We start from the raw sequence: 25,109 nt of genomic DNA, 5'->3' as shown, positions 1-25,109 counted from the left end.
TCGGATGCCGGCAATCAGTTCGAGGAGCATGTCGTCATCCAGATCGTGCATGTGGCCAGGGACCGCTCCTATGAGACCAATGAGGGCGATCCCGAATACGTCAATCGTTTCCTGGCCATTCCAAGCAAGGTGCCGGCAACGCCGCACCGCACGGTGCCGCGGCCGCGTTGCGAAGGCACCCAGATCGCCATTATCGCCGGCCCTGAAGGCGAGGAGATCCACACCGACCCTCATGGCCGGGTGAAGGTCTGGTTCCCATGGGATCGCCGCGCCAGGAAGGATGGTTCCGACACCTGCTGGATCCGCGTGGCGCAGAACTGGGGCGGTGCCGGCTGGGGCGGTCAGATCATCCCGCGCATCGGCATGGAGGCGGTGCTGTCCCATATCGACGGCGACTTCGACAAGCCGCTCATCGTCGGACTGGTGCCCAATGCGAGGCAGAAGACGCCGTACAAGCTGCCGGAGAACAAGACCCGCTCCGGCTTCAAAACGCAGACCCACAAGGGCGGGGGCTTCAATGAATTGTCCTTTGAGGACGAGAATGGCAAACAACAGGTCTATGTTCATGCCCAGAAAGATCTCGACCGGCTGGTGAAGGACAACGAAACCACCACCATAGAAAAGGGCAACCGCACGACGACGTTGCAGCAAGGTGACGAGAAGAAGACCCTGCAGCAGGGCAACCGCTCCGTGACGCTGCAGACAGGCGATGAAAAGAAGACCATCGCGCAGGGCGGTCTGACCGAGCAGATCGCCAAATCCCGCAGCACCACCGCCAACACGGTCTATATGACCGCTGTCGCGGGCAAGAACGGCCCGGGTATTATTGGCCACACCGCCGACGACCAGATCACGCTGCAGGTGGGACCTAGCAAGATCACTTTGACCAAGACGAATATCGTCATCGAACATGCCGGTTCGTCGATCACTTTCGACGCCAATGTGATCAACCAGATCGCGGGCAACATTCATCTGAATAAGGATAAGGCTGGATAGGCTGCATGATGTTTCATTTTGACGAAGGATGCATGTCGATCCCAGACGGTTGGAAAGACCAGACCATCAACATCATCTCCAGTACCGGAGGCGCTCAGGCAGGCCTTACCTTCACCATCACACGCGAAGAAATGCCCTGGGGCATGCAGTTCGACGAGTATGTCGATGCCGAACTCGGCAAGGCCGGCAAGGCACTGAACGACTTCACCATCGTCGAGCGCAAGCAGGTGCATATTTCCGGCAATCCGGCTCATCAGGTCGAATGCACCTGGAAGGCCAAACAGGGGCTGATGCACCAGATCATCACCACTATCAATCAGCGCAACAAGGCGATCGTGGTGACAGCCTCCAGCCCGGCAAAAATGTCCGATTCACAGAAGAGGCAGCTGGTGGACACCGTCAACACCTTCCGCTTTCTGGACCGCACAACGGGCACCTAGCCGGCCATGTCGCTACTCAACAACCTCGTCACCGGAGGAGCGGTCAGCTCGGGCCGCAGGCATGGTTCATACACCAGTGAACCCGGCGAGGGCGCGCCCGGGCAACCTGGCCAGCCAACCTACGACATGGGACCGCTGGACGATCCGACGGCACGCTCGGATTTCGTCAGGGGATGGGACTCGACCCTCGATTTCGTAGAGAGCGACACGTTCAACTACGCTGTCACCGGTGGTTTCGCTGCTGTCGGTGTTTACGGCGCGATGGCTGGCGGCGCCACGCTCGGTGCTGCGGTCGCAACGGTAGCCGTGCCTATAGCGGTGGGCATAGCCTCAGCCAAGTTGGGAGCCTGGGCCGGCGAGCAACTTGGAAACTGGGCGATGGAAGCAATGGGCTACCAGAAGATCGCTCAGCAAGGCGAAATGCCTGCCCATGTCGGCCATCCGATCGCGCACGAAAGCGGTTGGGGCCTTGGCGCGCTCGTGCTTGGAGCCGTGGCTGGCTTGGCAGCAGCAGCTTTCGTCGTGATGACATTCGGCACTGGCCTGGTTGTTCTTGCGGCCGCTGCTGCGGTCGGTGGCGCTCTTGCCGGCGTGGGCGCGGGTTTCGCCTCTGCTGCGGGGCAATACGGCACCAACAAGGGCGTGATATCGAAAGGCTCGCCTAATGTTTTCTTCGAGAACAAGCCGGTCGCCCGGATCACTGACGAAGTGCTCTGCGACAGCCACGGGGTCCAGAAGGTCGCGCAAGGCAATATGACCGTCTTCGCCAACGGATTGGCAATCGCCCGCATTGGCCACAAGACCACCTGCGACGGCACCATCAACGATGGCTGTAAGACCATCGCCATCGATATCGATACGAACCCGCAGCAACTGGACATCGATGTCGGCTGGATGACGCGCATCACGCGCACCGGTCTGGCGATCCTCAACTTCCTGCCGATTCCGAGTGGCAGGCCAAAGCCCGGACAGACACGCGCCCATCCCACATCCGGCAAGCCGGTTGCCGCCTGCACCGTCCGGGGCTGTCCCGCCGATGTCGCCACGGGACAATTCTTCGATGTCCGGTTGGACCTGCACATACCGGGCACCATTCCCCTCATCCAGAAACGTGTCTGCCAGCGCGGCGCCGTCGGCGTGCTCGGCAAGGGCTGGGCCTCCAGCTGGTCTCAGCATCTGCGTATCGACAAGGAGGCGATCTACTATCAGGATCCGGAAGGCGTCGTCGTCTTCTTCCATGCGCCTTATGATGAGGTCGACGCGGAAAACGTCCGCTTTCCCTACCTCAAGCTGTTCTCCGAAGATCGGAGGACTTTCACTCTGTGGAACGCCCGCGAGCAGCTTTACTACGAATTCAGCGAGATCAGCCGCGGCCGTGTCTGGCTGTCGCGTATCGAGGACCGCAACGGCAACAACATTACCTTCGCCTACGACGGAAACGGCCTGTCGCGTATCGTCCATTCTGATGGTTTCGAGCTGACTGCACAATCCAGTGACTGGCTGCTGCAGACCGTGCATTTGGGCACAGGCGAGGATGCTCGCCAGATGGCCGAATGGGGCTATTCCGCGCGTGGCCATCTTCAGGAGGTGCGCTCCGCCCAGACGGGCTATCTGCGCTACTATTACGATGCGCACGATCGTGTTGTGCGCTGGCATGACAGCCAAGCCAGCGATGTCAGCTATGTGTGGGGCCGCGACGACCGCATCATCGCCATCAACAGCACCTCGGGCTATATGTCCGGCACTTTCGCCTATGATCTGCAAAACCGCGTCACCCGCTTCACCGACGGCATGGGCGCGACTTCTGTGTATTTTTATGACGAAGACGGGCTTGTCTGGCGCGAGATCGATCCGCTGGGCGGCGAATGGACCACCGAGTGGGGTGACAGCTTCAATGTGCTGTCCTGGACGACGCCGCTCGGCAACAGATCGGTTCTGGAATATGATGGGTTAAGCAATATTTCGTCATTCACCGATCCCGAAGGTGCGACGATCTCCTGGTCATATAGGCAGGATGGGTTGCTGGAGGCCTTTACTGATGCGGAAGGCAATTCTCGTCAGTATACCTATGACCAGCGTGGAAACCTGCTCACTGCGGTCAACGAAGTTGGCGATGTAATGTCGCAACGCATAGGCACCAGGGGCGAAGTCCTGCGCATCGATCTGCCCAACGGCGGTCAGCAGCGCATCTATTACGACCATTTGATGCGTCCGCGCGCGACCACGGACGCCGCCGGCAATACGTATACGGTGCAATATGATGTCGAGGGTCTGCTTGTTGCCAGCACGGATCCGCTGGGCAACCACACACGTTTCGACAGAACGAGGGATGCGGGCAATCCACTCGGCGCGGTCCGGGAAATAATCCACGCCGATGGCACACTCGAACAGTTCGAGTATGACAGCGAAGGCCGCCTTATCCGCTATACCGATGCCAATGGGAATAGCCGCAAAAACACTCACGGTCCGTTCAACTTGTTGATGGCGGCTACCGATTCTTTCGGCAATGTGCTGCGTTATGAATACGATACCGAGGCGCGCCTGATTGCGGTGATCAACGCCAAGTCCGAGCGCTACGAATACCGACGCGACCTCTGTGGCCGGGTGGTTGGACAGAAGGATTTTGCCGGAATTGTCACTTCCTTCACTGCCGATGCGGATGGGCGCACGATCTCGCGGCGGACGATGGACGGTATCGAAACCCGTTACCTGCGTAACGGCCGCAGTGATCTGATGGCCACGACGACTGTCGCCGGCGGGAGCGAGGAGATCACCCAATTCGCCTATGATAAACGCGGCCTGATGACGCTCGCTAAAAGTCACGATTCCAGCGTCGAACTGAGTTATGACGGCCTCGGCCGTGTCACCTGCGAAACGGTCAACGGCCGCGCCGTCCGTTCCGAATACATCAGCGGTGAGCTTCACCGTATCAAGCGCGAAGGTGACGTGACGCCGCTTGAATTGTCTTACGATCTTCTAGGCGAGGTTCGGAGCTTGGCGATTGCGAACCATGCCCCGCTGTCTTTTACGCGGGACATGCGCGGCCTGGAGGTCCTACGGCAATCCGAAGCGGGCTTTGCTCAGGCGCAATCCTATTCTTCGGTGGGTCTTCTGCAGGAGCAGGTTGCTGGCCCGGCCCAGTCGGTGCTCAAGCTTCTGCATGGGATGCCCGGCAGCGAGCGGCTGCATGCGCATCGTACCACCGCGGGGCCAGCTATGGTCAGCCGCAACTACCACTGGGATCCCGCCGCTAATCTTATTCGCACCATCGATAGCCGCATGGGGGAGACCCGCTATAGCTATGATGCTCGCAACCAGATCGTGCAGACTGAGCATCGGAGCCGGCTCGGTGGAGCTTCCTTTGCGGAGCGTTTCGCCTATGACCCCTGTAACAATCTTGCCATCGCCGGTTATTCTGGCGAAAGGGCGTTGGCGCAGGCAGGCAGTTCGGCTCAGTTGGGTGAAACCGTGGAACAAGCGCCCGGCGGGCTGATCCGACGTCGTGGCCGCTTCTTCTACCGGCACGATTCGCGTGGCCGGGTGGCCGAAAAACGGCTCGAGCAAAACGGCTTTCGAAGCCGTATCTGGCGTTTCGAATGGGATGGCGATGATCGTCTGGTTCAGCTCGAAACGCCAGCTGGCGATGTCTGGCATTATGGCTATGACGCACTCGGCCGACGCATCCGCCGACTTAGGATCGTCGAAGGTGGCAAAACGCGTACGCACAATCCGCCGAAAGCCGACAACAACAACCGGCAGCCACAAGGCGATCCCTCGAAACGAGCGATTTCTGGATCAGCCTATCAGTGGGATGGCAATCAGATTGTCGCAGAAGCCCCGATCTATGCGGACGGCACCATAGCCTGGGACCAGGCCGAAAACTGGATCTACGAATCCGACACACTTCGGCCTCTAGCGCGGCTCGGCTCCGACGGGCGTATTCATTATATCGTGGCGGACCAGATTGGCACGCCGCGCGAGTTAATTAGCGAAGACGGTAGAGAAATTGCCTGGTCGGCACAGCATCGCACCTGGGGACAGGTTGACCACCGGCACAGATCATACCGTGTTGCGCAAGCGAATGATGATCGGGAAATCGACTGCCCCATTCGTTTCCAGGGTCAATGGGAAGATGCCGAGAGCGGCCTGTACTACAACAACCAGCGCTACTACGATCCAGACGCGGCACAATATCTGTCGCCGGATCCGATCGGATTGGTGGGTGGGGCTCGACCCCAAGGCTATGTCGCCAATCCTGCGACGTGGGTCGATCCGCTTGGCCTGACGCCGTTGGATCAAGGCGGGTATTCGCTGTACCACATCACTGATCGAAACGGTGTCGTACGCTATGTCGGCATCACCAATCAGGGCACCGACGTGCGCGCAATGCAGCATGAGGTGAGCGGCCGGCTTGGACCGGGCTACAAGCTGCGGGAGGTGGAGTCCGGTCTCACCTATGCACAGGCTCGAGGCTATGAGCAGGCTGACATCGCGCATTACAAAACAAGGGATACGTCGCGGATAGGGCTTCCTTTCAAACGGGGTGAGCCAAATCGAATATGGTCCTACGATCCAAGGCGCCAAGATAAGCGTGCCGCGGCGTTTAAGAAGTATGAGGCACAACGCACGGCCAGCTATGGTGGCTGCGCTTGATGAAGGTGGACTGATGGTATCGTTGAAAAAGGCAAAAGTTCTCGATCTTCAGGAAGGTACGATGTTCTGCGTGCCCCTGGTCGAGAATACAGGATTCGGATTTGGCTACGTGGGTTTGAGCCGTCAGGGCTGGGGTTATCTTCTGAACATCTACGATCATGTTTCAGCCACGGAAGCGCCACCCGCCGATATCGAAAACAAGCCACTCATTGTCCAAAACCTGCTCGGCAATGACGGGTTGTTCATCGAGGCCAGATACAACCCCGACCCGTGGCGCGTGCTGGACAGGTCGGTGCGGGCGATAGCCCCGATCGAGCGGGCGCTCTTTCAAATAGGCAGCAAGATTGTCGACATGAAGAGCGGCGACGAGATCAACGACCCATCTGTCGACCGCAAGTCTCTGCCCTTTAAGGAATATCCGCTCGACAACGAACATTCCTACATGGTCACGGCGAAACTGCTGCGTTGCGGCTTCGCGTTCAATGACGACGAAGAACGGTACGAACTTCTCCGCTAAGCCTCATGGCACCATCGATCCTCATTCTCAGCTTCATCTCGTCGCCCAATGGACGCAGACGCGCGGAAGAGTTGCTGGAAGACCTGTTCGCGAAACACGACCTTGGCAAAATCGTCGGCGGCGGACAGGACCTTCGCACCGGCGACTTCGATTTGGAGATCGCAACTCCGGACGCCGGGAGCCTGCTTGAGCAGGTGGAGAGATTTTTGGCGAACGAACAGGATCTCGAACTGCGGGATGCCGTTCTTATCGAGCGTTAGCACCCAATCTGCGGTTCAAAGGCTGCGCAATACCGGCGCAGCCTTCTGTCCGAGGATTCGCCATGTGCCGACGAGGCCGATGCCGACGGTGACGACGAGTGAAAGCAAGATCGTGCCGACGGCCACTTCGGGCTGAAAAGCCCAGGGCAATGTCATGATGTTCGAGATCACGAACCAGGCCGCCACGCTTCCGGCACCAAGAGCGAAGACGGCGGTGGCGAGACCAATCAGCATATACTCGAGCGAGAAGGCGGCGATCAGGGTGCGCCGCGTGGCGCCCAATGTCTTCAGGACCACAGCGTCATGCACCCGAGCCCGGTTGCCGGCCGCCAGCGCGCCTGCAAGCACCAGCACTGAGGCAATGAGCGCCACGCCGGCTGCGGCGCGGATCGCGGTTCCGATCTGACCAACCAGCTGATTGACGACGTCGAGTGCGTCCTTCACACGAACGGTCGTCACTGTCGGATAGGCGCGCGTGACGGCGTTGAGAAGACGGGCGTCGTCTGCAACGGTTGCCGCTTTGTCCGACAGCGTGGCCAGCCAGGAATGCGGCGCGCCGGCGAAGGTGTTGGGCGAGAACACCATGACGAAGTTGATGCCCATGCTTTCCCATTGCACGCGGCGGAAACTGGCGATCTTGGCCGTGATGTTGCGGCCGAGCACGTTGACCGTCACCGTGTCGCCGAGCTTGAGCCCGAGCGCCTTTGCCTCGTCGGCGGAGAAGGAAACCAGCGGCTCGCCCTGATAATCTGCCGGCCACCAACTGCCTTCGACGAGTGTGGCGTTCTCGGGCTTGGCAGGCGCATAGGTAACGCCGCGGTCGCCCCTCAGAACCCAGGCCGCTTCGGGTGGCACCTTGACCTTGTCGACGGGCACCCCGTTCAACGCCATCAGGCGACCCCGCAACATCGGCACCTTGGCCAGTGTGCCTGCAGGGGCCTCCTTGCCGACCAAGGTGGCGAAAGCGTCGACGTCGGCCGCCTGGATGTCGACGAAGAAGAAATTGGGCGCCCGCTCGGGCAGACTGCCGCCGATCTGGCGCCTCAGATTGCCGTCGATCAGCGCCAGCGTGACCAGGAGGGTCAGTCCCAGGCCCAGCGACAGGACGACCGAAGGCGTCAACGCACCGGGCCTATGGATGTTGCCGACGGCGAGCCGCAGCGCTGTCGAGCGCACGCGCGGGCTCTTTTTGGCGATGATTTGGACGAGCGCACTGACAAGACGCAGCACAAGAAAGGAAAACACCGTCGCGCCGACAAAGATCGCGGCAATGCGGCGGTCATTGGCCATGAATATCGCCAGCGCTGCCAGTGCGATTGCAATGGCAAGAGCGATCGCGACATAGGATAGCCTCGGCAGGCCGCGACTCTCGAAGCCCATTTCGCGGAACAGGGCAGTGGCTGGCACGTCACGGGCACGGCCGAGGGGGAGAAGTGCGAAGACAAGTGTCACCATCAGGCCGAACAAAGCTGCAAGCGCGAGCGCACCGGGATAAAACCCGCCTTCGGCAGGTACCGGGATAACGGATTGCAGCGCCGCACTCGCGGCAAAAGGCATGGCTGTCGCGAGCAAAAGCCCGGCTATGATGCCGAGCCCGGAAATCATCAGGATCTGAACCAAATAGACCGCAAAGACGAAACCTCCGGAAGCGCCCAGGCTCTTGAACGTGGCGATCACCGCGCGCTTGCCGTCCAGATAGGCGCGCACGGCGTTGGCGACGCCGACGCCGCCAACCACCAGCGCCGTCAGTCCCACCAAAGTCAGGAACTGAGAAAACCGCTCTATGTTCGATGACAAGGCCGGGGCTGCGTTGGTGCGGTTGCGAATGGACCAGCCTGCTTCCGGAAATTTCTCCGTCGCTTCGCGGCGGACGGCTTCAATGTCGGATTCGCTGGCATTGTCGGGCAAGCGCACTTTGTAGGCGTTTTCAACCAGGCTGCCCGGCTGAACCAGGCCGGATGCGTTGAGCCCCGCTTGGGAGATAAGCAGGCGGGGAGCGAAGCCGAAGCCATCCGAGACCGCATCCGGCTCGCCCGTCAGCTTGGCGCGCAGCTCGAATGTTGCGTTGCCGAGTTTGATGCGGTCGCCGGGTTTCAGATGCAGCCGTTCGAACAACAGATCGGGCGCGGCCGCCCCGAAAACGCCGTTGGCCTCTCCAAACAACGCTTCACGCACGAGAGGTGGCTCGGTCTGGAGCGTGCCGTAGAGCGGATAGGCGTCGTCGACCGCTTTGGCTTCGACCAGCGCCTGATCGGAGCCGTCGGGCAGGCGGGCCATTGAGCGCATGCCGGAACTTTCCGAAACGGCGCCCAATCCATCGAGGAAGGCCCGTTCCGCCGAGCTTGCTTCCCGCTGATTGAGCTGGAAGCGGATGTCCCCGCCGAGCAGCGTCTGGCCCTGGGCGGCGACGCCATCTGAAATGGACTGCGCCACGGAATTGACGCCGCCGATGGCTCCCACGCCGAGCGCGATGCAGGCGAGAAAAATCAGGAAGCCGGCGAGACCGCCGCGCATTTCGCGCAACGAAAACCGAATCGCCAGAGCAATGGTTCTGGCTGGTGAGATCGTGTGGGCTGGCTCCGACATTCGTCAGTTCTCAGGCCGGAATCTTGACCGGAACGGGATCGATCTCGATGCGGCCTGAGCGCATTGCCACCTGCCGGGAACAGCGGGCCGCCAAGGAAGGATCGTGGGTGACCAGAACAAGCGTCATGGTGCGTTCGGCTGCCTTGGCGAAAAGCAGGTCGGCCACTTGTTTGCCGGTGGCCTGATCGAGATTGCCGGTGGGCTCGTCTGCTATCAGGATGCGCGGGGAGGGCGCGAGAGCGCGTGCGATCGCGACACGCTGCTGTTCGCCGCCCGAAAGCTCCCCAGGATAATGGGTGACACGGTCGGCAAGGCCGACAGCCGCCAGTTCACGCGTGGCAACGCCGAACGGGTCGGCGGCGCCGGCCAGTTCGAGTGGGACTGCCACATTCTCGAGTGCCGTCATATTGGGAATGAGGTGAAAGGATTGGAAGACGATGCCGACGTTGCGACCGCGGAAGGCCGCGATCTGGTCCTCGCTCTTGCCGCTCAGCAATTCGCCGGCGATGCGCACCGTCCCTGCGTCCACGCGCTCCAGCCCGGCCAGCACCATCAGGAGAGTGGATTTGCCCGAGCCGGATGGACCGACGATGCCAGTGGTTTCCCCGGCTGCAACATCGAGGTTGATGCCCTTGAGTACGTGGACGGACGAAGCGCCCTCGCCCAGCGTCAATGACACGTCCCTCAGCTGGATGGCGGCATCAGTCACGAAATTGTCCTATATGGGAGGAAAGGTGGGCAGGACTGCCCCGGTGATATGGGTTCTGTCGCATGGCTTTCAAACATCTGGCTGCTTTTGTCGCGCTTTTCCTTGCAGTCGTGCCAACTTCACCTGTTCGAGCCGAACAAGTCCAGATCGTCGGGTTTGGTGACAGCCTGACGGCCGGCTTCGGCCTTGCTCCCGGCGAAGGTTTCACCGATCGGCTGCAAACGGCCCTGCGCGCCAAGGGATATGACGTCGCTGTCGCCAATGCCGGGGTTTCGGGCGATACCTCGAGTGGCGGTCTGGCCCGGCTCGACTGGTCCGTTCCCGACGGCACCAAGCTGGTCATCCTCGAGATCGGCGCCAACGACATGCTGCGCGGGATCGACCCGCAGATGGTCGAGGACAATCTGGACAAGATGCTGGCACGGCTGAAAGAGCGGAATATTCCGGTCCTGCTTGCCGGTATGCTGGCTGCTCCCAATCTCGGCCGTGCCTATGGTGAAGCATTTGGCACACTCTATCCGCGGTTGGCCGAAAAATACGGCGTGGCGTTCTATCCATTCTTCCTGGACGGCGTCGCCGGCAACCCTGCCTTGCAACTGGAGGACAAGATGCATCCCAATGCAAAAGGTATCGACGTGATCGTCGAACGTATCCTTCCGGCGGTTGAAAAAGCGATCAAGGCACTGCCCGCAAGGTCCTGAGCCGGCTGCAAGGTTGGTGATAGGTGTGGAGATTCTTAAAAAATAACCCCTTGCTCCCGCCGCTTTTCAGTGATTCGCTGTGAATCGAGAGTTCGATTCGAGGACAGGAGGCTTACCATGCCACGTCTTTTCACGGCCCTCGAAATTCCGCGTGATGCGGCGCTTTCGCTCTCCCTGCTCAGGGGCGGCCTGCCCGGTGCCCGCTGGATTGACGTCGAAAACTACCATCTGACGTTGCGCTTCATCGGCGATGTCGAAGGCCATGTCGCCGACGAGGTCGCCAACGCGCTGGATCGCGTCGATCGTCCATCCTTTTCCTTGACCCTTTCCGGCGTGGGTGCCTTTGGCCAGAAAAAGCCGCATGCGGTCTGGGCAGGCGTGATCCCTTCCCCCGATCTCAACCTGCTGCAGGCCGACATCGACCGCATTTGCAAACGCCTCGGCGTGCCGACCGATCCACGCAAGTTCACGCCGCATGTGACGCTGGCAAGGCTGCGCAATTCCAGCCCGCTGGAGGTTGCGCGGTATCTTTCCGCACGCGGAAATTTCGCCGCCATGCCCTTCAGGGTCGGTCGTTTTGTGCTGATGTCGTCGCGCGACTCGGTCGGCGGCGGGCCCTATGTCGTGGAAGAGGCGTGGCCGCTCTCGGATGCTGCAACGCGACCCTCCAACCGGGTTGCGATGGCTTCCGACGCCTCCAGGATCATGCGGTAAACCGAGGCGAAGCCTTCCGGCCCGCCATAATAAGGATCCGGGACCTCGCGTCCGGAATTGCCGGCGAATTCCAGGAAAAGCTGGATGCGGTCCTGTGCAAATTGCGGTGCAACGGCCCTGAGATCGCCGACGTTCGACCGATCCATACCGAAGATCAAGTCGAAGCGGGTGAAATCTTCAGCTAGGACCTTGCGCGCCTTCTGGCTGGAAATGTCGATGCCGTGGCGGGCCGCGATTTCGATCGAACGCGGATCGGGTGCGGAACCCGCGTGCCAACCGCCCGTGCCGGCCGAATCCAGCTGAAATCGATGTTCCAGCCCCCGTATGGCAAGGACATGCCTGAACACGCCTTCGGCCAGCGGCGAACGGCAGATGTTGCCGAGGCAGACGAAGAGAATCGATTTAGGGGGTTCCACGGGCATCCGACGTCACGTTATCCTGCCACTTCCAATGCGCCGCGCATCGGTTTTGTTTTTGCGCATGTCGTTATCGCAAAACCGCCTTTGCGCGACATGCTCAACCGCGATAGCACGGACGCAAGCCATGGCGAGAGAAAAATTGGACGGACAGGCCGTTGCAGCGCTTCTGGCCGGGCTCGAAAACTGGGCCCTTGCTGCCGACGGAAGGTCGATCCGCCGAAAGTTCGAGTTCAAAAACTTCTCGGAGGCCTTCGCCTTCATGACGCGTTCAGCGCTGGCCGCTGAAAAAATGGATCACCATCCCGATTGGTCAAATGTCTACAAGACGGTCGACGTCACACTGAACACCCATGATGCCGGCGGACTGACTGCACTGGATTTCGAGCTGGCCAAGAAGATGGACCGCTTCGCGGGCGGCTGAGTCGACCGAGCCGATTGAATCGGCTGTAACGATAGCATCTTGTGATGCGTTACGACGCTCACCACATGCTTGGGCGAGGTCAGGCAGTGTCTGCCGGCTTCGCGAGGGAAACCACTCATGGTGCAAGGCAGTAATTACGAGAACTACGAGTTCCTGGGCCCCGATGGCAAAGTCATCGGCGAAGACAATGTGCGTGCGAAATTCTGGCGGACCGTCAAGAAAGCGGCGCGGCAGGTTCCGTTCATGGAAGATCTCGTCGCGGCTTATTACTGCGCTCTCGACAAGGACACGCCTTTCAAAGTGAAAGCCATCCTGCTCGGCGCGCTCGCTTACTTCGTGCTGCCAGTGGATACCATTCCCGATATCGTCGCGGGCATCGGCTTTACCGATGACGTGGCGGTTCTGACCGCCGCGATCAGTGCTGTACGAGCCCATATCACGCCCGCTCACAAGCTGGCGGCTCGCAAGGCGATCGCCGAACAGGACTGACGTCAGCCGTCGTAGCTCGCGGCGGTCGCGGCCCGGTCGAAGCCACTCCAGTCAAACTCTTGCCGTTTTCCTGCCCTCCAAGTCGGCACCGGGACGCCGTACCTTGTCCAAAAATGGGTCAAGGCACGGAATTGGCGGCGGTTTCCAAAGGCCGTGTTCTTTTCACGCAAAAGTTCACCCTTTGGTAACCCAGATTAAATCAAACTGAAGCGAACCGGCGGGCGGGGGTCCGCCTGGCCCCGCACCGTATGGAATACAGGGAATAAGATGCGCGGATTGATCCTCACAGCCACCAGTCTGGTTTTGCTAGCCGCTGCCACGCCGGCATTGGCGCAGCAGGCGACCAAGATCGGCCAGCACAATGCCTGGGGCACCTACAGCTACAAGGCCCAGACCGGCAAGGTGTGCTATGTGCTGACCGTCCCGACCGACAAGCAGCCGCCGACGCTCGACCATGGCGACATGTTCTTCTTCGTCAGCCAGCGTCCGGGCCAGCAGGTTTCCTATGAGCCGCAGTTCATCGCCGGCTATAATTTCCAGCAGAATTCGAAGGCCGTCGTCACCATCGACAACAAGTCGTTCTCGATGTTCACGCGCGGCAAGTCGGCCTGGGTCGAAAACGCAGCCGAGGAGCCTGTGCTGATCTCGGCGATGAAGACCGGCAAGGAGATGAAGGTCACAGCCAAATCCGGTCGCGGCAATCCCACGTCCTACACCTTCTCGCTGAAGGGCATTTCGGCGGCGTTGCAGTCGATCGCGAGCTGCAAGTAGGGATCCGAAAATCCCAACATTTCAAGGAAGGGCCGGATCAGCATCCGGCCCTTCCGGTTTTACGGCGCGAGAATCCTTCAATGATGCGCATCGTTGTCGACGAAGCTGGTGAGCATCTCGATGCGGCGGCGCAGATTTGGGCTGAGGCAACCAGTTGGCGCGATAGGGTCAAGGACGTGCCGCCGCTGGAATTGTCGCGGCCGGTCATCAAACGGGTTCTGGAGATTTCGCCGCGTTCATTTCTGCTGATGGTTTTCGACGAGGATCTGCCGCTCGGATTTGCGGCGATCGCGCCGGTTGCCGGGAATGAAAGCATGGCCGAGCTGCACTATGTCGGTGTTGAGCCGCCGTCATGGGGCAGGAGTGTCGGTGCCGCCATAATGGTTTCTGCGGCTGACGTTCTGCTGCAACGTGGCTTTTCGGAAGCGAGATTGCTGGTGTATGTCGACAACGAGCGTGCAGCGCAGCTTTACGAGCGTTGCGGCTGGCGCCGGCATGGGGAAGCAGTGCCGCATCCGCGCATGGGAAAGGCGGAACAGGAGTACAGGCTTGTTCTCGAGGCCGTGGAGCTGCATTAGAGCGCCGCACGTCTCATTCGGGACCAAGGCTCGCCATCGTGACGCCATGCCACAGCTGTGATATGTGGCGCCTGAACCCTATCTAGCCAGGATTGTTTCTGTTCAAGCCAGATTTACCATGACCCTTTCGCTCGACATCACCGATGGAAACACCCGCGCCGCCTTGGCGGCTCGCGCAGCCGCGCCGCAAAAAGGCTCGCTGATCGGTCTCAGCCGCGCCGAAATGGCCGAAGCGCTGGTCGCTGCCGGCATCGTGCCGGAGAAACAAGCCAAGATGCGTGTGCAGCAGCTCTGGCACTGGCTTTATGTGCGCGGCGTTTCCGAATTCTCGCAGATGTTCAACATCTCGAAAGACCTGCGAACCGCGCTCGATCGGCATTTTGCCATTGCCCGCCCCGAAATCGTCGAAGAGCAGATCTCGTCGGACGGCACGCGCAAGTGGCTGTTCCGTTTCCCGCCGCGCGGCGCCGGCAGGCCCGTGGAAATCGAGACCGTCTACATCCCCGAAGAAGGGCGAGGCACGCTTTGCATCTCCTCCCAGGTCGGTTGTACGCTGACCTGCTCCTTCTGCCACACCGGCACGCAGAAGCTGGTGCGCAACCTGACCGCAGAAGAAATCCTGGCGCAGTTGCTGACCGCACGCGACCGGTTGGGTGATTTCCCGGACCGCGATACGCCGGCTGGCGCCATCGTGCCGGCAGAAGGCCGCAAGGTCTCCAACATCGTGATGATGGGCATGGGCGAGCCGCTCTATAATTTCGAGGCGGTCAAACAAGCGCTGCTGATTGCTTCCGATGGCGATGGCCTGGCGCTCTCCAAGCGGCGCATCACGCTTTCGACATCGGGCGTGGTGCCGGAAATCTTCCGCACCGGCGAGGAAATCGGCGTGATGCTGGCGATCTCGCTGCATGCGTCGAATGACGATCTGCGCGATCTCTTGGTGCCGATCAACAAGAAGTACCCGCTCAAGGATCTCATCGACGCCTGCCGCAAATATCCCGGGCTTTCCAACGCACGCCGCATCACATTCGAATATGTGATGCTCAAGGAGGTCAACGACAGCCTGGAAGATGCCAAAGCGCTGGTGCAATTGCTCAAAGGCATTCCGGCCAAGATCAATCTGATCCCGTTCAATCCGTGGCCCGGCACCAACTACCAGTGCTCGGACTGGGAGACCATCGAGAAGTTCGCCGATTTCATCAACAATGCGGGCTATGCTTCGCCGATCCGCACGCCGCGCGGCCGCGATATCCTGGCTGCCTGCGGGCAGTTGAAATCGGAATCGGAGCGGCTGAAGAAGTCCGAGCGCCTTGCGCTCGAAGCGATGATGATCGCGGGACACGGCGAGGCGTGAGCGGCGGGAGTTCCGCTCTGATCCGCTGGCTTGGTCGCTTCGGCTTAGGCGTGCTCGGTTATCTGGCGGCGGTCGTCGCTGCGACTGCCGTCACGGTTGTCGCGCTATCCGTCATTGGTGTCGTCGCGGAAGGCGCTGGTATGTCCGGCCTCCTTAAGAACCTGCGCCAAATACCGGAGACCTTTGTCGTCGGCATCATCATAACCGTGCAGTCGGCATTGCCCGGCTTCCTGATTGCTATCTCCGCCGCGGCAATCCTTCGCTGGGTCAAGCCGCTGAGCTACACGCTGGCAGGAGGGCTGAACGGTGCCTTCTCCATTCTTGTGCTCAATTTCTTCACGGAGACCCGGCTGTTCATCATGCCGCCGGGCCTGCTGATCCCCTGCATCATCGGCGGCCTTGCCGGCGGTTTCGTTTTCCACCGTGTTTGTATCCGTCGAATTGGCAACTGGGGCTCGGCATGAACCGCTTCGTGGCCTATTTCATCCGCTGCGTCATCATCCTGTTCGGTTATGCAATCGCCGTGCTCGCGGCGAGTGCCTTCATCAATATCCTGTTTCTTGGCGCAATCGGGTTCAGTGCGGAGGAAACCCGCTGGATGGCGAGCGGGCCGCTTGTCGTCACCATTCCGCTTCTGGCGATCTTCATCGCCTATTTCGCCTTCGCACCTTCGGCACTGCTGATCCTGGCAGCGGAGGTGCTGGCCCGGCGCGACTGGCTGTTCTATGCACTGGGCGGTGGCGTGGTTGCCGGCATCGTACTCGGTGTTGCCTGGCAATCCGGCGATCCAGACTTCGCGGTCACCGACATGCGCGTCATTTTGGGCATTGTCGGTGCCGGTATGGTCGGTGGCATTTTCTACTGGCTCTGCGCCGGCCGCTGGGCGGCCAGCTGGTGGTCGGAAGGTCGTCCGCCTACTTCGCCTGGGCCGTCAGGATCTTGAGTGCGAAGGCCGAGAACACGCCGGCGAAGAGATAATCCACGGCTCGTGTCACGCGTGGGCTTGCCTTCATCGCCGCCGAGAATTTTTCCGCCGCGAACACCATCGGCGCGGTGACCGGGATCGACAGCACCACGAACATTGCGCCGAGAAAGAACAGCTTTCCCGGTGCGTGTGGATCGTGCGCCGAAACGAACTGCGGCAGGAAGGTCATGAAGAACAGGATGATCTTCGGGTTGAGCAGGTTGACGCCCAGTCCTGCAGCCCAGGCGCGGGTAAGTGAGATCTTTGGACCGACTTTCTTTTCCGGCGAGAAGGCGGAGCCTCTGGTGATGGCTTGCCAGGCAAGGAAGACAAGATAGCCGGCCCCGAAGATCTTCAGCATGAAGAAGGCCATCGGCGAAGCAACGATGAGCGCCGAAATGCCGACCACGACCAGCGATGTGTGGATCAGTGTCCCTGACAGTGCTCCCGCCATCGAGGCGAAGCCGGCCGCGCGGCCCTGGCTCAGCGTGCGGCTGACGAAGAGCGTCATGTCGGGTCCAGGCGTGATCGCCAGAATGAAGGTGGCGATGGCGAACTGGATGAGTGTCGTCGTATCAGGAATGAAGGACATCGGTGGCCCCTGGCAGGAAGCCATTGCTATAACGCGGCCCGGGTTCACGCGCCAGCTGGCCTATTGATCCACTTTTGGTGAATTGCTGGTCCCTTGCGTTGGCCGGAAGGGGCGTGATACCTCGCCACCCGGAAAATCCACGCGCGGAAGCGGAACGACATGTCCAAGCTCAAAGACATCAAGAAGGTGGTGCTCGCCTATTCTGGCGGCCTCGATACCTCGATCATCCTGAAGTGGCTGCAAACAGAGCTGGGCGCGGAGGTGGTGACCTTCACCGCCGACCTCGGCCAGGGCGAAGAACTGGAACCGGCGCGCCGCAAGGCCGAGATGCTCGGCATCAAGGAGATTTTCATCGAGGACGTGCGCGAGGAATTCGTGCGTGATTTCGTCTTCCCGATGTTCCGCGCCAATGCGGTCTATGAAGGCGTCTATCTGCTCGGCACCTCGATTGCCCGGCCGCTGATCTCGAAGCATCTGATCGAGATCGCTGAAAAAACCGGCGCCGATGCGATCGCCCATGGCGCCACCGGCAAGGGCAACGACCAGGTCCGTTTCGAGCTGTCGGCCTATGCGCTCAACCCCGACATCAAGATCATCGCGCCGTGGCGCGACTGGTCGTTCAAGAGCCGCACCCATCTGCTCGAATTCGCCGAACAGCACCAGATCCCGGTTGCAAAAGACAAGAAGGGGGAAGCGCCATTCTCGGTCGACGCGAACCTGCTGCACTCCTCCTCCGAGGGCAAGGTGCTGGAAGACCCCGCCGTCGAAGCACCGGAATATGTGCATATGCGCACCATCTCTCCCGAGGCTGCCCCCGACAAGGCGACAATCATCAAGATCGGCTTCGAAAAGGGCGACGCGGTTTCGATCAATGGCGAGCGCCTGTCACCGGCGACGCTGCTTGCCAAACTCAACAATTATGGCCGCGATAACGGTATAGGTCGTCTTGATCTCGTCGAAAACCGTTTCGTCGGCATGAAGTCGCGCGGTGTCTACGAAACGCCGGGCGGCACGATCCTGCTCGCGGCGCACCGCGCCATCGAATCGATCACGCTCGACCGCGGTGCGGCGCACCTCAAGGACGAGCTGATGCCGCGTTATGCGGAGCTGATCTATTACGGCTTCTGGTTCTCGCCGGAGCGGCAGATGCTGCAGGCTGCGATCGACCTCAGCCAGAAGGATGTCGAGGGCGAGGTGACGCTGAAGCTCTACAAGGGCAATGTCATGGTCATCGGGCGCGACAGCCCGAAATCGCTCTATTCCGACAAGCTGGTGACCTTCGAGGACGACCAGGGCGCCTACGACCAGAAGGATGCGGCCGGCTTCATCAAGCTCAACGCGCTGCGCCTGCGCACGCTGGCGGCTCGCAACAAGCGCGGCTGATCGTGCACCGAGCCTATTGTTTCGCCGCTGGCCTTCTTGCGCTGGCGGCGGTTCGGTCTGCCGTAGCGCAGGATTTCGACCCGAGTGCTCTGGACCTACCCGCGCTGCTCGAATGCCGGGCCGACGTGCCGACCTACAACGGTTTTGCCTTCTGGCTGGCCGGTGAAACCAATGCGGCCGATACCCTCGGTTGGCGCAAGGTAGATAGCGGCAATCCTTTCCTCTCGCAGTACGAGATGGAAGAACCATTGGCCGCCTTCGGCCTCGAAACGAGGACCCTGGTCTTTTCGTCGAGTGGTCCAATGGCCGTGCTGGACGGCACGACCGCACCGGAGCTGGCCAGCAAGCTCGGCGTCGAGCCGATAATCTCCACGCCGCAGAAGTTTCTGGGTGAAAGGGTCGTTTCGGAGAAGAGCGAGACGTCCGAGGGCGTGACTTTTGCCACCCGCATCAGCCTCAACGTGTCGACGGTCGAGACACATCCAGGCAAGGTGCTGGCCGGGTGCTCCTATAAAATCGAAGTCAACTAAAGGCTCATCTCCGGATTGTTCCGGCCGCCAGCGTCTGATCGCTTTTGAACCGTTATACATCGCCGATGAGAAAGTGGTCGGCCCGCGGATCATTGCGGCTTGATGTTTTGGAGTCGTTGGTTACGTTCGCGCTGTTTTGGCTGAGGGGGCCTTCAATGAAGAACGATCTCGTTGCGTTGCTCGCAGCAGCATTAGTGCTTATCGGCTGTCAGACGTCGAATGCCGGCGACAAGCCAAATCTAAAGGCCGGCATCGACAGATGCATAAAAAGTTATGCGTTCTTTCCGCTTTCCTTGAAGGAGGAGTTGAGGACTTTCATGGGCGTGTCGAAAGATCGCGCGCCTGCGCTTTTTTGCCAGCGGTTAGGCCGAGCCGTTGCAAGCGGTCGAATTACGTTTTCCGATATCAATCGGCTTCAGGAGAGCCGGTCCACGGATATCTGGAGGGTTATCAAGGGGCGGTAGCGAGGACCGCCCAGCCGGCGATCCTCGTGTGCTGTCGAGCTGGCGCGCGAACGGATTCGTCAGTCGTTATCGATGGCCGAGGCGATGCGGGCGATGGCCTGCTGATAGACGCTGGCGGAATTCCAGCCGGCGATCGCGCCCATGTTTCCTTCCGCGCCTACGCCGGCCTGCCATCCATGACCCTTTAGGAAATTGGCAGTGGAGGCGAGCGCAGTTTCCTTATCGCGCAGGTTCGCTCCGCCAACCCCATACTTCAGGACGTTACCGGGCAGGAACTGGGTATGGCCGATTTCGCCATGCATCGCGCCGACCGAACTGGCGCTCAGCGCACCGCGATCGACAAGCTTAAGTGCGGCGATCGCGTGCGGGTAGAAGAATTCGGGGCGGCGACAGTCATAGGCAAGCGTCACGATGGCAGAGACCGTGTTCTGCTTGCCCATCGCGGCGCCGAAGCCGGTTTCCATGCCCCAGATCGCAAGCAGCACGCCGGGCGACACGCCGTAAGTGCTCTCGATCCTGTTGAAGAGCGCCGCGTTCGCTTTCTTAAGGGACTTGCCGCGCGAAATGATCGTGGCCGCGCCCCGGCGTCTCATGAAGTCCTCTACCGAACCGCTGAAGGCCTTCTTGACGGCCCGATCGGCTCTGATGGTGGCCGCGGCGTAAGTGGCACCGTTCAGCGCAGCAAGTCCGCGGCTCTTGACACCAGCTGCCTGCGCCTCCTGGGCGAACTCGGCCTTCCATTCTTCGAATCCGGCGGCAGTCTTGCCGCATTGGGCCGCCTGGGCGGCGCCCGCCAGCAGCCACAGCGCCGCAGCGGCTGCGAAAACCTTTCCCTTGGCACGCAATGCCATTCTCATCTCCTGGTTGCCTGAATCACCTCGCGAGGCGAATTTGCCAGCGAACATCGAGCTTGTCACCGACTTTGCCCGCACCCGCCATAGTCCGGCTAAGAGGGCAGAACCACGCTCCAATCAAGCGTTTTTTGAGGATCTATGACGGATTTGGCGTCGATCTGTCCGCTCCTGCGGCTCACCTGCAACGACAGGTCGGAACAAAGCGTGAGCATCCGTGAAAACTTTAGCGGGAACGCAAGGGGGAGGGAGGCGTTTGGACCCCCGAGGGACACAACGAAGGAGCAAGACAATGAGAACATTGCTGTTGTCCGCGGTGGCGGGAACACTGGTTGCCATGTCAGGCTCGGCATGGGCGGATACGCTCGTATCGGCCGACAGGGACCTCAACATGCGCGCCGGACCTGGCGCTCGCTATCCGATCGTGGGTGTCTTGGCGGCAGGCGAGACCGCCGTGCTGGATGGATGTCTGCAGGGCTCGAAATGGTGCGCCGTCGGCAATGCCGGCAGCCGGGCGTGGGTGAATTCGGATTATGTGACGAGCGAATTCGCCGGCAGACGTGTGGTGCTGACGGAAAGGCCGATGGATTCCGGCGTCACCGTGATCGAAACTCCGGGTGTCGTCAGCGACGATGATATGCTGACCGGTTCGATCGTCCAGGACGATGATGTGGACGCGCCTGTTCCGCCCTTGGAGGTGCGCAGCTACGTCAGGACGAATGCAGTCGAGCCGATCTATATCGAGGACGAAATTCGAACCGGTACGACGCTGCCTGATACGGTCATGCTGCGCGAGGTTCCCGGCTATGACTATCGTTACGCCTATGTGAATGGCGAGCCGGTGATCGTCAGCCCGTCGTCCCGCCATATCGTCTATGTCGGAGATTAGCCTGCTGCGCCGTCCGACGTTGCAGCCCGAGCAAGTTTGACCCAATCCTTGCGACGCGATTGCGAGGTTCGCGGGCATCGCCTAGTCATGGCGATGCCCGATCCAACGTGCGGGTCCATCAAGAAGAGCCCGCATGACCACCAAGCCCACGGCTTTCGAGCGCTATCAACCGAGCAATGGCAAGACGACGCTGTGGCGTCTCATCCTGGGCACCGTCGTCATCGTGGCCGTCTGGACGGTGTCGACCTTTGCGGTGATGCGGATTGGCTGGGGGTTCGTTGCGCTGGTGCCCGTGTCGCTGCGGCCGAACGGCTATGGAATGGAGCCGTTCCTTGCCTCGCCGATCGGCATGTTTACGGCGCTGGTAACGTTCTGCGGCATATGGGCCGGTGCGTGGCTGGTGATGCGGTGGATTCATCACGAGCCACTTTCGGCACTTTTCGGCAACAGTCACAGGATTTCCCGATCCGGTTTCCTTAAAGGTTTTGTTGCCGTCATCCTGACATCGATCTTTTCCGAAGTGCTGCTGTATCTCATCGATCCGGTCATCGAGCGCGGCTCGATCGATTTCACGGTGTGGCTGCTCGCCTTGGTGCCGGTTGCGCTGCTGGGCTTCGTTCAGACCTCCTCGGAAGAACTTTTGTTTCGCGGCTATCTCCCGCGCGGCTTGGCCAGGCGCTTCCGCAGCCCGCTGGTATGGGCGCTGCTGCCGACGCTGGTCTTCACAGCGCTGCACTGGAGTGGAGGCTCCGACCCGGCGATGAATGCCGCCGGGCTCATCTCCATCGGCGTCTTCGCGGCGGTCCTGATGATGCTCGTCTATTCGACCGGGAATCTTGGTGCAGCCTTCGGCGCGCATCTCGGCAACAATTTGTTCGGTTTCCTGCTGATTTCACATCAGGCTAACCTGTCGGGGTTCGCGTTGTTCGAGGCGCGGTCGCTGGAAGGCGACGGTTGGGCCGGCATCGATGCAATCCTGATTGCCGCCATCGGCATCGTGTCCAGCCTGCTGACCGCGCTGCTTCTGTTGCATGCGCGCTCGCCGTTGAGGGTGGAGCCCGATCTCGGCTGAGCAGTCGAAATGGTCGATTCCAGCCCGTTCCCTTGACTCCCGGGCATTTTTCCTGTCAAAGGCCCGCAACTTCCGCGACGAACATCTTCGCGAAGCCGACCGGGACGTGGCGAGCACTGTGCTCCAGAACGATCCCGGAGGCCAACACCCGGCAGCGCTATGCGCCCCCGGGTGCTTTTTGGTTTTGGGCTTTGCTTGGCTGGGCGGCGCGGAGGTATTACCTCTCGGGTCTGACCATCCGGGATCGAAGGAAGAAGCATGTTCGAATCGCTGCAAGAGCGACTTGGCTCAATTCTGAACGGCCTTACCGGCCGTGGTGCGTTGTCGGAAGCCGATGTTTCGGCGGCCCTGCGCGAAGTGCGCCGTGCGCTGCTCGAGGCCGATGTTGCGCTGGAAGTCGTGCGCTCGTTCACCGACAAGGTGCGCGAGAAGGCTGTCGGTGCGGCGGTTCTGAAGTCGATCAAGCCCGGCCAGATGGTCGTGAAGATCGTGCATGATGAACTCGTCGAGATGCTTGGCGCAGAAGGCGTCGCCATCGATCTCAATGCGCCGGCACCGGTCGTGATCATGATGGTCGGCCTGCAGGGCTCGGGCAAGACGACGACGAGCGCCAAGATCGCCAAGCGGATGACCGAGCGCCAGGGCAAGAAAGTGCTCATGGCGTCCCTCGACACGCGACGCCCGGCCGCGCAGGAGCAGCTGCGCCAGCTCGGCGAGCAGACCAAGGTGGCGACGCTGCCGATCATTGCCGGACAAACGCCGGTCGATATCGCCAAGCGCGCCGTGCAGGCCGCCAAGTTGGGCGGCCACGACATCGTCATTCTCGACACCGCCGGCCGTACGCATATCGACGAGCCGCTGATGGTCGAGATGGCCGACATCAAGAAGGCCTCGACCCCGCATGAAATCCTGCTGGTGGCCGACTCTCTGACCGGTCAGGATGCCGTTAACCTCGCCAAGAATTTCGACGACCGCGTCGGCATCACCGGCCTCGTGCTGACGCGCATGGACGGCGACGGCCGTGGCGGTGCAGCGCTGTCGATGCGCGCCGTGACTGGCAAGCCGATCAAGCTCATCGGCACCGGCGAGAAGATGGACGGGCTGGAGGAATTCCATCCCAAGCGCATCGCCGACCGTATCCTCGGCATGGGCGACATCGTCTCGCTGGTCGAGAAGGCCGCCGAAACCATCGACGCGGAAAAAGCCGCAGCGATGGCCAAGAAGATGCAGTCCGGCAAGTTCGACCTGAACGATCTCGCCGATCAGCTGGGCCAGATGCAGAAAATGGGTGGCATGGGCGGCATCATGGGTCTGATGCCCGGCATGGGCAAGATGAAGGACCAGATGGCGGCAGCTGGCCTCGACGACAAGATGTTCGGCCGCCAGCTCGCCATCATCTCGTCGATGACCAAGGCCGAGCGTGCAAATCCGGATCTTCTGAAGCACAGCCGCAAGAAGCGCATTGCCGCGGGCTCCGGCACCGACGCTGCCGAGATCAACAAGCTCTTGAAGATGCATCGCGGCATGGCCGACATGATGAAGGCGATGGGCGGCAAAGGCAAAGGCGGCGGCATGATGCGTGGCCTGATGGGCGGCCTCGCCAACAAGATGGGCCTTGGCGGCATGATGCCGGGCATGGGCGGCATGCCCGACCTTTCCAAGATGGACCCCAAGCAGCTGGAAGCCTTGCAGAAGCAGGCAGAAGCCGCCGGTCTCGGCAAAGGTCTTCCGGGCGGCATGCCCGGAGGTCTTCCCGGCCTGGGTGGTGGCGGCGGTCTGCCGGGCCTTCCTGGCGGTTTGAAGCTCCCGGGTCTCGGCGGTCCGGGCGGTTTGCCGGGCCTCGGCAAGAAGAAGTGAGGCTGCGATGAGCGACGAAAAAGCAATGGAAGCCGCCCGCACCCAGCTCGCAGGCTACCGCGCGTCGATCGACAATATCGATGCGGCCCTGGTCCATATGTTGGCGGAGCGCTTCCGCTGCACCAAGGCGGTGGGTGTGTTGAAAGCCACGCATGGCCTGCCGCCCGCCGATCCGAAGCGTGAAACCGAACAGATCGAGCGACTGCGCCGGCTTGCCAAGGAGGCGCAGCTCGACCCCGACTTCGCAGAGAAATTCCTGAACTTCGTCATCCGCGAAGTGATCCGCCATCACGAGCAGATCGCCGCGGAAAACGGCGCAAGCAAAACCGGCTGAACCAGCCGCAATTCGATCAACGAGACTCAGAGCATTAGGAGAAAGAAATGGCACTGAAGATCAGACTGGCCCGCGCGGGCTCGAAGAAGCGTCCTTACTACCACATCGTCGTCGCCGACGCGCGCTCGCCGCGCGACGGCCGCTTCATTGAAGCGATCGGCGCCTGGAACCCGCTGCTTCCCAAGGATGGCGAACGCGTCAAGATCGACGCCGACCGCGCCAAGCATTGGTTGGGCAACGGCGCGCAGCCGACCGATCGTGTGTTGCGCTTCTTCGACGAAGCCGGCATTGCCAAGCGCGAAGCCCGCAGCAACCCGATCAAGGCCGAGCCGGGCAAGAAGGCGCAGGAGCGCGCCGCCTTGCTGAAGAAGGCTCAGGAAGACGCAGCCGCAGCTGCAGCTGCCGCTCCGGCGGACGCGCCGGCTGAGGCCAGCGCCGAGTAAGCATCGCCTACAAGCGCGATCAAACGGCGGGCCGAAAGGTCCGCCGTTTTGCATTTCAAAGCAAATTTCAAGCTGCTTTTCGTTGCGTCCACTTGACCGAAAATCGTGATTGACCCGCCTTA

27 protein-coding genes are annotated in these 25,109 nt (G+C 60.9%); 22 read left to right on the top strand and 5 right to left on the bottom strand.

What is annotated here, in order from left to right:
- The 5 genes from tssI to L4923_RS04875 form a co-directional block, all read left to right on the top strand.
- On the top strand, positions 1-996 hold a 996-nt coding region (tssI, locus tag L4923_RS04895), incomplete at its 5' end, for a type VI secretion system tip protein TssI/VgrG (RefSeq protein WP_239362460.1).
- Between the two features lie 32 nt (positions 997-1,028).
- Entirely contained in the window at positions 1,029-1,436 is a 408-nt protein-coding gene (locus L4923_RS04890) for a DcrB-related protein (protein ID WP_239362459.1), read from the top strand.
- Between the two features lie 6 nt (positions 1,437-1,442).
- Positions 1,443-6,089, top strand: a complete 4,647-nt coding sequence (locus tag L4923_RS04885) for an RHS repeat-associated core domain-containing protein (RefSeq protein WP_239362458.1) — start codon at positions 1,443-1,445, stop codon at positions 6,087-6,089.
- A 13-nt stretch (positions 6,090-6,102) separates the two neighbouring features.
- Positions 6,103-6,606 (top strand): Imm26 family immunity protein, encoded by a 504-nt coding sequence (locus L4923_RS04880; protein ID WP_239362457.1) that lies wholly within the window; start codon positions 6,103-6,105, stop codon positions 6,604-6,606.
- A 71-nt stretch (positions 6,607-6,677) separates the two neighbouring features.
- Positions 6,678-6,866: a hypothetical protein gene (locus L4923_RS04875; protein WP_239362456.1), complete on the top strand. Its 189-nt coding sequence runs from the start codon at positions 6,678-6,680 to the stop codon at positions 6,864-6,866.
- A gap of 15 nt (positions 6,867-6,881) precedes the next feature.
- On the opposite strand, the gene L4923_RS04870 is transcribed toward L4923_RS04875, so the two are convergent.
- The gene (locus L4923_RS04870; protein ID WP_275448249.1) at positions 6,882-9,452 is read right to left on the bottom strand and encodes an ABC transporter permease; all 2,571 of its coding nucleotides are present in this window, start codon (positions 9,450-9,452) and stop codon (positions 6,882-6,884) included.
- A 10-nt stretch (positions 9,453-9,462) separates the two neighbouring features.
- A complete protein-coding gene (locus L4923_RS04865) occupies positions 9,463-10,161 on the bottom strand; it encodes an ABC transporter ATP-binding protein (RefSeq protein ID WP_239362455.1) in 699 nt (232 codons plus the stop codon).
- 62 nt (positions 10,162-10,223) lie between these two features.
- On the opposite strand from L4923_RS04865, the gene L4923_RS04860 reads away from it, so the two are divergent.
- Together L4923_RS04860 and thpR are read left to right on the top strand one after the other, a co-directional pair.
- Entirely contained in the window at positions 10,224-10,862 is a 639-nt protein-coding gene (locus tag L4923_RS04860; RefSeq protein WP_239362453.1) for an arylesterase, read from the top strand.
- Positions 10,863-10,979: 117 nt separating this feature from the next.
- Positions 10,980-11,576 (top strand): RNA 2',3'-cyclic phosphodiesterase, encoded by a 597-nt coding sequence (gene thpR / locus L4923_RS04855; protein ID WP_239362451.1) that lies wholly within the window; start codon positions 10,980-10,982, stop codon positions 11,574-11,576.
- Here thpR and L4923_RS04850 read toward each other — a convergent pair.
- Positions 11,480-11,998 (bottom strand): low molecular weight protein-tyrosine-phosphatase, encoded by a 519-nt coding sequence (locus L4923_RS04850; protein ID WP_239362450.1) that lies wholly within the window; start codon positions 11,996-11,998, stop codon positions 11,480-11,482. The two genes, thpR and L4923_RS04850, sit on opposite strands and share 97 nt — an antisense overlap.
- A 121-nt stretch (positions 11,999-12,119) precedes the next feature.
- Between L4923_RS04850 and L4923_RS04845 the strand changes: the two genes are divergently transcribed.
- The 7 genes from L4923_RS04845 (at position 12,120) to L4923_RS04815 (ending at position 16,551) form a co-directional block, all read left to right on the top strand.
- On the top strand, positions 12,120-12,416 hold the full coding sequence (locus L4923_RS04845) for a 4a-hydroxytetrahydrobiopterin dehydratase (RefSeq protein WP_239362449.1): 297 nt from the start codon (positions 12,120-12,122) through the stop codon (positions 12,414-12,416).
- Between the two features lie 117 nt (positions 12,417-12,533).
- A complete protein-coding gene (locus L4923_RS04840) occupies positions 12,534-12,905 on the top strand; it encodes a YkvA family protein (RefSeq protein WP_239362447.1) in 372 nt (123 codons plus the stop codon).
- A gap of 267 nt (positions 12,906-13,172) precedes the next feature.
- The gene (locus L4923_RS04835; protein WP_239362446.1) at positions 13,173-13,676 is read left to right on the top strand and encodes an invasion associated locus B family protein; all 504 of its coding nucleotides are present in this window, start codon (positions 13,173-13,175) and stop codon (positions 13,674-13,676) included.
- An 80-nt stretch (positions 13,677-13,756) separates the two neighbouring features.
- Positions 13,757-14,254, top strand: coding sequence for a GNAT family N-acetyltransferase (locus tag L4923_RS04830; protein ID WP_239362445.1), 498 nt, complete (start codon positions 13,757-13,759; stop codon positions 14,252-14,254).
- Between the two features lie 118 nt (positions 14,255-14,372).
- Positions 14,373-15,608 (top strand): dual-specificity RNA methyltransferase RlmN, encoded by a 1,236-nt coding sequence (rlmN, locus tag L4923_RS04825; RefSeq protein ID WP_239362444.1) that lies wholly within the window; start codon positions 14,373-14,375, stop codon positions 15,606-15,608.
- The gene (locus tag L4923_RS04820) at positions 15,605-16,072 is read left to right on the top strand and encodes a hypothetical protein (protein WP_239362443.1); all 468 of its coding nucleotides are present in this window, start codon (positions 15,605-15,607) and stop codon (positions 16,070-16,072) included. The genes rlmN and L4923_RS04820 overlap by 4 nt, the downstream gene beginning before the upstream one ends.
- On the top strand, positions 16,069-16,551 hold the full coding sequence (locus tag L4923_RS04815; protein WP_239362442.1) for a hypothetical protein: 483 nt from the start codon (positions 16,069-16,071) through the stop codon (positions 16,549-16,551). Before L4923_RS04820 ends, L4923_RS04815 begins: the two co-directional genes overlap by 4 nt.
- Here the strand turns inward: L4923_RS04815 and L4923_RS04810 are convergent.
- Positions 16,523-17,164, bottom strand: coding sequence for a LysE family translocator (locus L4923_RS04810; protein ID WP_239362441.1), 642 nt, complete (start codon positions 17,162-17,164; stop codon positions 16,523-16,525). The genes L4923_RS04815 and L4923_RS04810 overlap by 29 nt on opposite strands.
- A 159-nt stretch (positions 17,165-17,323) precedes the next feature.
- On the opposite strand from L4923_RS04810, the gene L4923_RS04805 reads away from it, so the two are divergent.
- From L4923_RS04805 to L4923_RS04795, 3 genes are all read left to right on the top strand, one after another.
- Positions 17,324-18,547, top strand: coding sequence for an argininosuccinate synthase (locus tag L4923_RS04805; RefSeq protein WP_239362440.1), 1,224 nt, complete (start codon positions 17,324-17,326; stop codon positions 18,545-18,547).
- A gap of 2 nt (positions 18,548-18,549) precedes the next feature.
- A complete protein-coding gene (locus L4923_RS04800; protein ID WP_239362439.1) occupies positions 18,550-19,077 on the top strand; it encodes a hypothetical protein in 528 nt (175 codons plus the stop codon).
- Positions 19,078-19,232: 155 nt separating this feature from the next.
- Positions 19,233-19,541 (top strand): hypothetical protein, encoded by a 309-nt coding sequence (locus L4923_RS04795; protein ID WP_239362438.1) that lies wholly within the window; start codon positions 19,233-19,235, stop codon positions 19,539-19,541.
- A gap of 59 nt (positions 19,542-19,600) precedes the next feature.
- Here L4923_RS04795 and L4923_RS04790 read toward each other — a convergent pair whose 3' ends face one another.
- Positions 19,601-20,392 (bottom strand): lytic murein transglycosylase, encoded by a 792-nt coding sequence (locus L4923_RS04790; RefSeq protein ID WP_239362436.1) that lies wholly within the window; start codon positions 20,390-20,392, stop codon positions 19,601-19,603.
- Between the two features lie 292 nt (positions 20,393-20,684).
- Here L4923_RS04790 and L4923_RS04785 point away from each other — a divergent pair, with 292 nt between their 5' ends.
- From L4923_RS04785 to rpsP, 5 genes are all read left to right on the top strand, one after another.
- Positions 20,685-21,281 carry a DUF1236 domain-containing protein gene (locus L4923_RS04785; RefSeq protein WP_239362435.1) on the top strand — a complete coding sequence of 199 codons (597 nt, stop codon included), beginning with the start codon at positions 20,685-20,687 and terminating at the stop codon, positions 21,279-21,281.
- 133 nt (positions 21,282-21,414) lie between these two features.
- Positions 21,415-22,353, top strand: coding sequence for a CPBP family intramembrane glutamic endopeptidase (locus tag L4923_RS04780; RefSeq protein WP_239362434.1), 939 nt, complete (start codon positions 21,415-21,417; stop codon positions 22,351-22,353).
- A 258-nt stretch (positions 22,354-22,611) separates the two neighbouring features.
- Entirely contained in the window at positions 22,612-24,210 is a 1,599-nt protein-coding gene (gene ffh / locus L4923_RS04775; RefSeq protein ID WP_239362433.1) for a signal recognition particle protein, read from the top strand.
- A gap of 7 nt (positions 24,211-24,217) precedes the next feature.
- Positions 24,218-24,544 (top strand): chorismate mutase, encoded by a 327-nt coding sequence (locus L4923_RS04770; protein ID WP_239362432.1) that lies wholly within the window; start codon positions 24,218-24,220, stop codon positions 24,542-24,544.
- A 47-nt stretch (positions 24,545-24,591) separates the two neighbouring features.
- The gene (rpsP, locus tag L4923_RS04765) at positions 24,592-24,987 is read left to right on the top strand and encodes a 30S ribosomal protein S16 (RefSeq protein ID WP_239362430.1); all 396 of its coding nucleotides are present in this window, start codon (positions 24,592-24,594) and stop codon (positions 24,985-24,987) included.
- The last annotated feature ends 122 nt before the right edge of the window (positions 24,988-25,109 follow it).

Origin of the sequence: Terribium retamae (assembly GCF_022347545.1) — a bacterium.
GTDB classification, from domain to species: Bacteria; Pseudomonadota; Alphaproteobacteria; order Rhizobiales; family Rhizobiaceae; genus Mesorhizobium; species Mesorhizobium retamae.
Note: the sequence above shows the minus strand (reverse complement) of the source record. Positions and strands in the feature narration are given on the sequence as shown.

Bases quoted from the DNA above. Each gene is read 5' to 3' on its own strand.
- L4923_RS04810 (WP_239362441.1), bottom strand. From the start codon at position 17,164: ATGTCCTTCATTCCTGATACGACGACACTCATCCAGTTCGCCATCGCC.
- L4923_RS04850 (WP_239362450.1), bottom strand. From the start codon at position 11,998: ATGCCCGTGGAACCCCCTAAATCGATTCTCTTCGTCTGCCTCGGCAAC.
- L4923_RS04830 (WP_239362445.1), top strand. From the start codon at position 13,757: ATGATGCGCATCGTTGTCGACGAAGCTGGTGAGCATCTCGATGCGGCG.
- L4923_RS04770 (WP_239362432.1), top strand. From the start codon at position 24,218: ATGAGCGACGAAAAAGCAATGGAAGCCGCCCGCACCCAGCTCGCAGGC.
- L4923_RS04840 (WP_239362447.1), top strand. From the start codon at position 12,534: ATGGTGCAAGGCAGTAATTACGAGAACTACGAGTTCCTGGGCCCCGAT.
- L4923_RS04790 (WP_239362436.1), bottom strand. From the start codon at position 20,392: ATGGCATTGCGTGCCAAGGGAAAGGTTTTCGCAGCCGCTGCGGCGCTG.
- L4923_RS04815 (WP_239362442.1), top strand. From the start codon at position 16,069: ATGAACCGCTTCGTGGCCTATTTCATCCGCTGCGTCATCATCCTGTTC.
- L4923_RS04780 (WP_239362434.1), top strand. From the start codon at position 21,415: ATGACCACCAAGCCCACGGCTTTCGAGCGCTATCAACCGAGCAATGGC.
- L4923_RS04835 (WP_239362446.1), top strand. From the start codon at position 13,173: ATGCGCGGATTGATCCTCACAGCCACCAGTCTGGTTTTGCTAGCCGCT.
- L4923_RS04805 (WP_239362440.1), top strand. From the start codon at position 17,324: ATGTCCAAGCTCAAAGACATCAAGAAGGTGGTGCTCGCCTATTCTGGC.
- L4923_RS04880 (WP_239362457.1), top strand. From the start codon at position 6,103: ATGGTATCGTTGAAAAAGGCAAAAGTTCTCGATCTTCAGGAAGGTACG.
- thpR (WP_239362451.1), top strand. From the start codon at position 10,980: ATGCCACGTCTTTTCACGGCCCTCGAAATTCCGCGTGATGCGGCGCTT.
- L4923_RS04860 (WP_239362453.1), top strand. From the start codon at position 10,224: ATGGCTTTCAAACATCTGGCTGCTTTTGTCGCGCTTTTCCTTGCAGTC.
- L4923_RS04845 (WP_239362449.1), top strand. From the start codon at position 12,120: ATGGCGAGAGAAAAATTGGACGGACAGGCCGTTGCAGCGCTTCTGGCC.
- L4923_RS04885 (WP_239362458.1), top strand. From the start codon at position 1,443: ATGTCGCTACTCAACAACCTCGTCACCGGAGGAGCGGTCAGCTCGGGC.
- ffh (WP_239362433.1), top strand. From the start codon at position 22,612: ATGTTCGAATCGCTGCAAGAGCGACTTGGCTCAATTCTGAACGGCCTT.
- rpsP (WP_239362430.1), top strand. From the start codon at position 24,592: ATGGCACTGAAGATCAGACTGGCCCGCGCGGGCTCGAAGAAGCGTCCT.
- L4923_RS04870 (WP_275448249.1), bottom strand. From the start codon at position 9,452: ATGTCGGAGCCAGCCCACACGATCTCACCAGCCAGAACCATTGCTCTG.
- L4923_RS04795 (WP_239362438.1), top strand. From the start codon at position 19,233: ATGAAGAACGATCTCGTTGCGTTGCTCGCAGCAGCATTAGTGCTTATC.
- L4923_RS04890 (WP_239362459.1), top strand. From the start codon at position 1,029: ATGTCGATCCCAGACGGTTGGAAAGACCAGACCATCAACATCATCTCC.
- L4923_RS04785 (WP_239362435.1), top strand. From the start codon at position 20,685: ATGAGAACATTGCTGTTGTCCGCGGTGGCGGGAACACTGGTTGCCATG.
- rlmN (WP_239362444.1), top strand. From the start codon at position 14,373: ATGACCCTTTCGCTCGACATCACCGATGGAAACACCCGCGCCGCCTTG.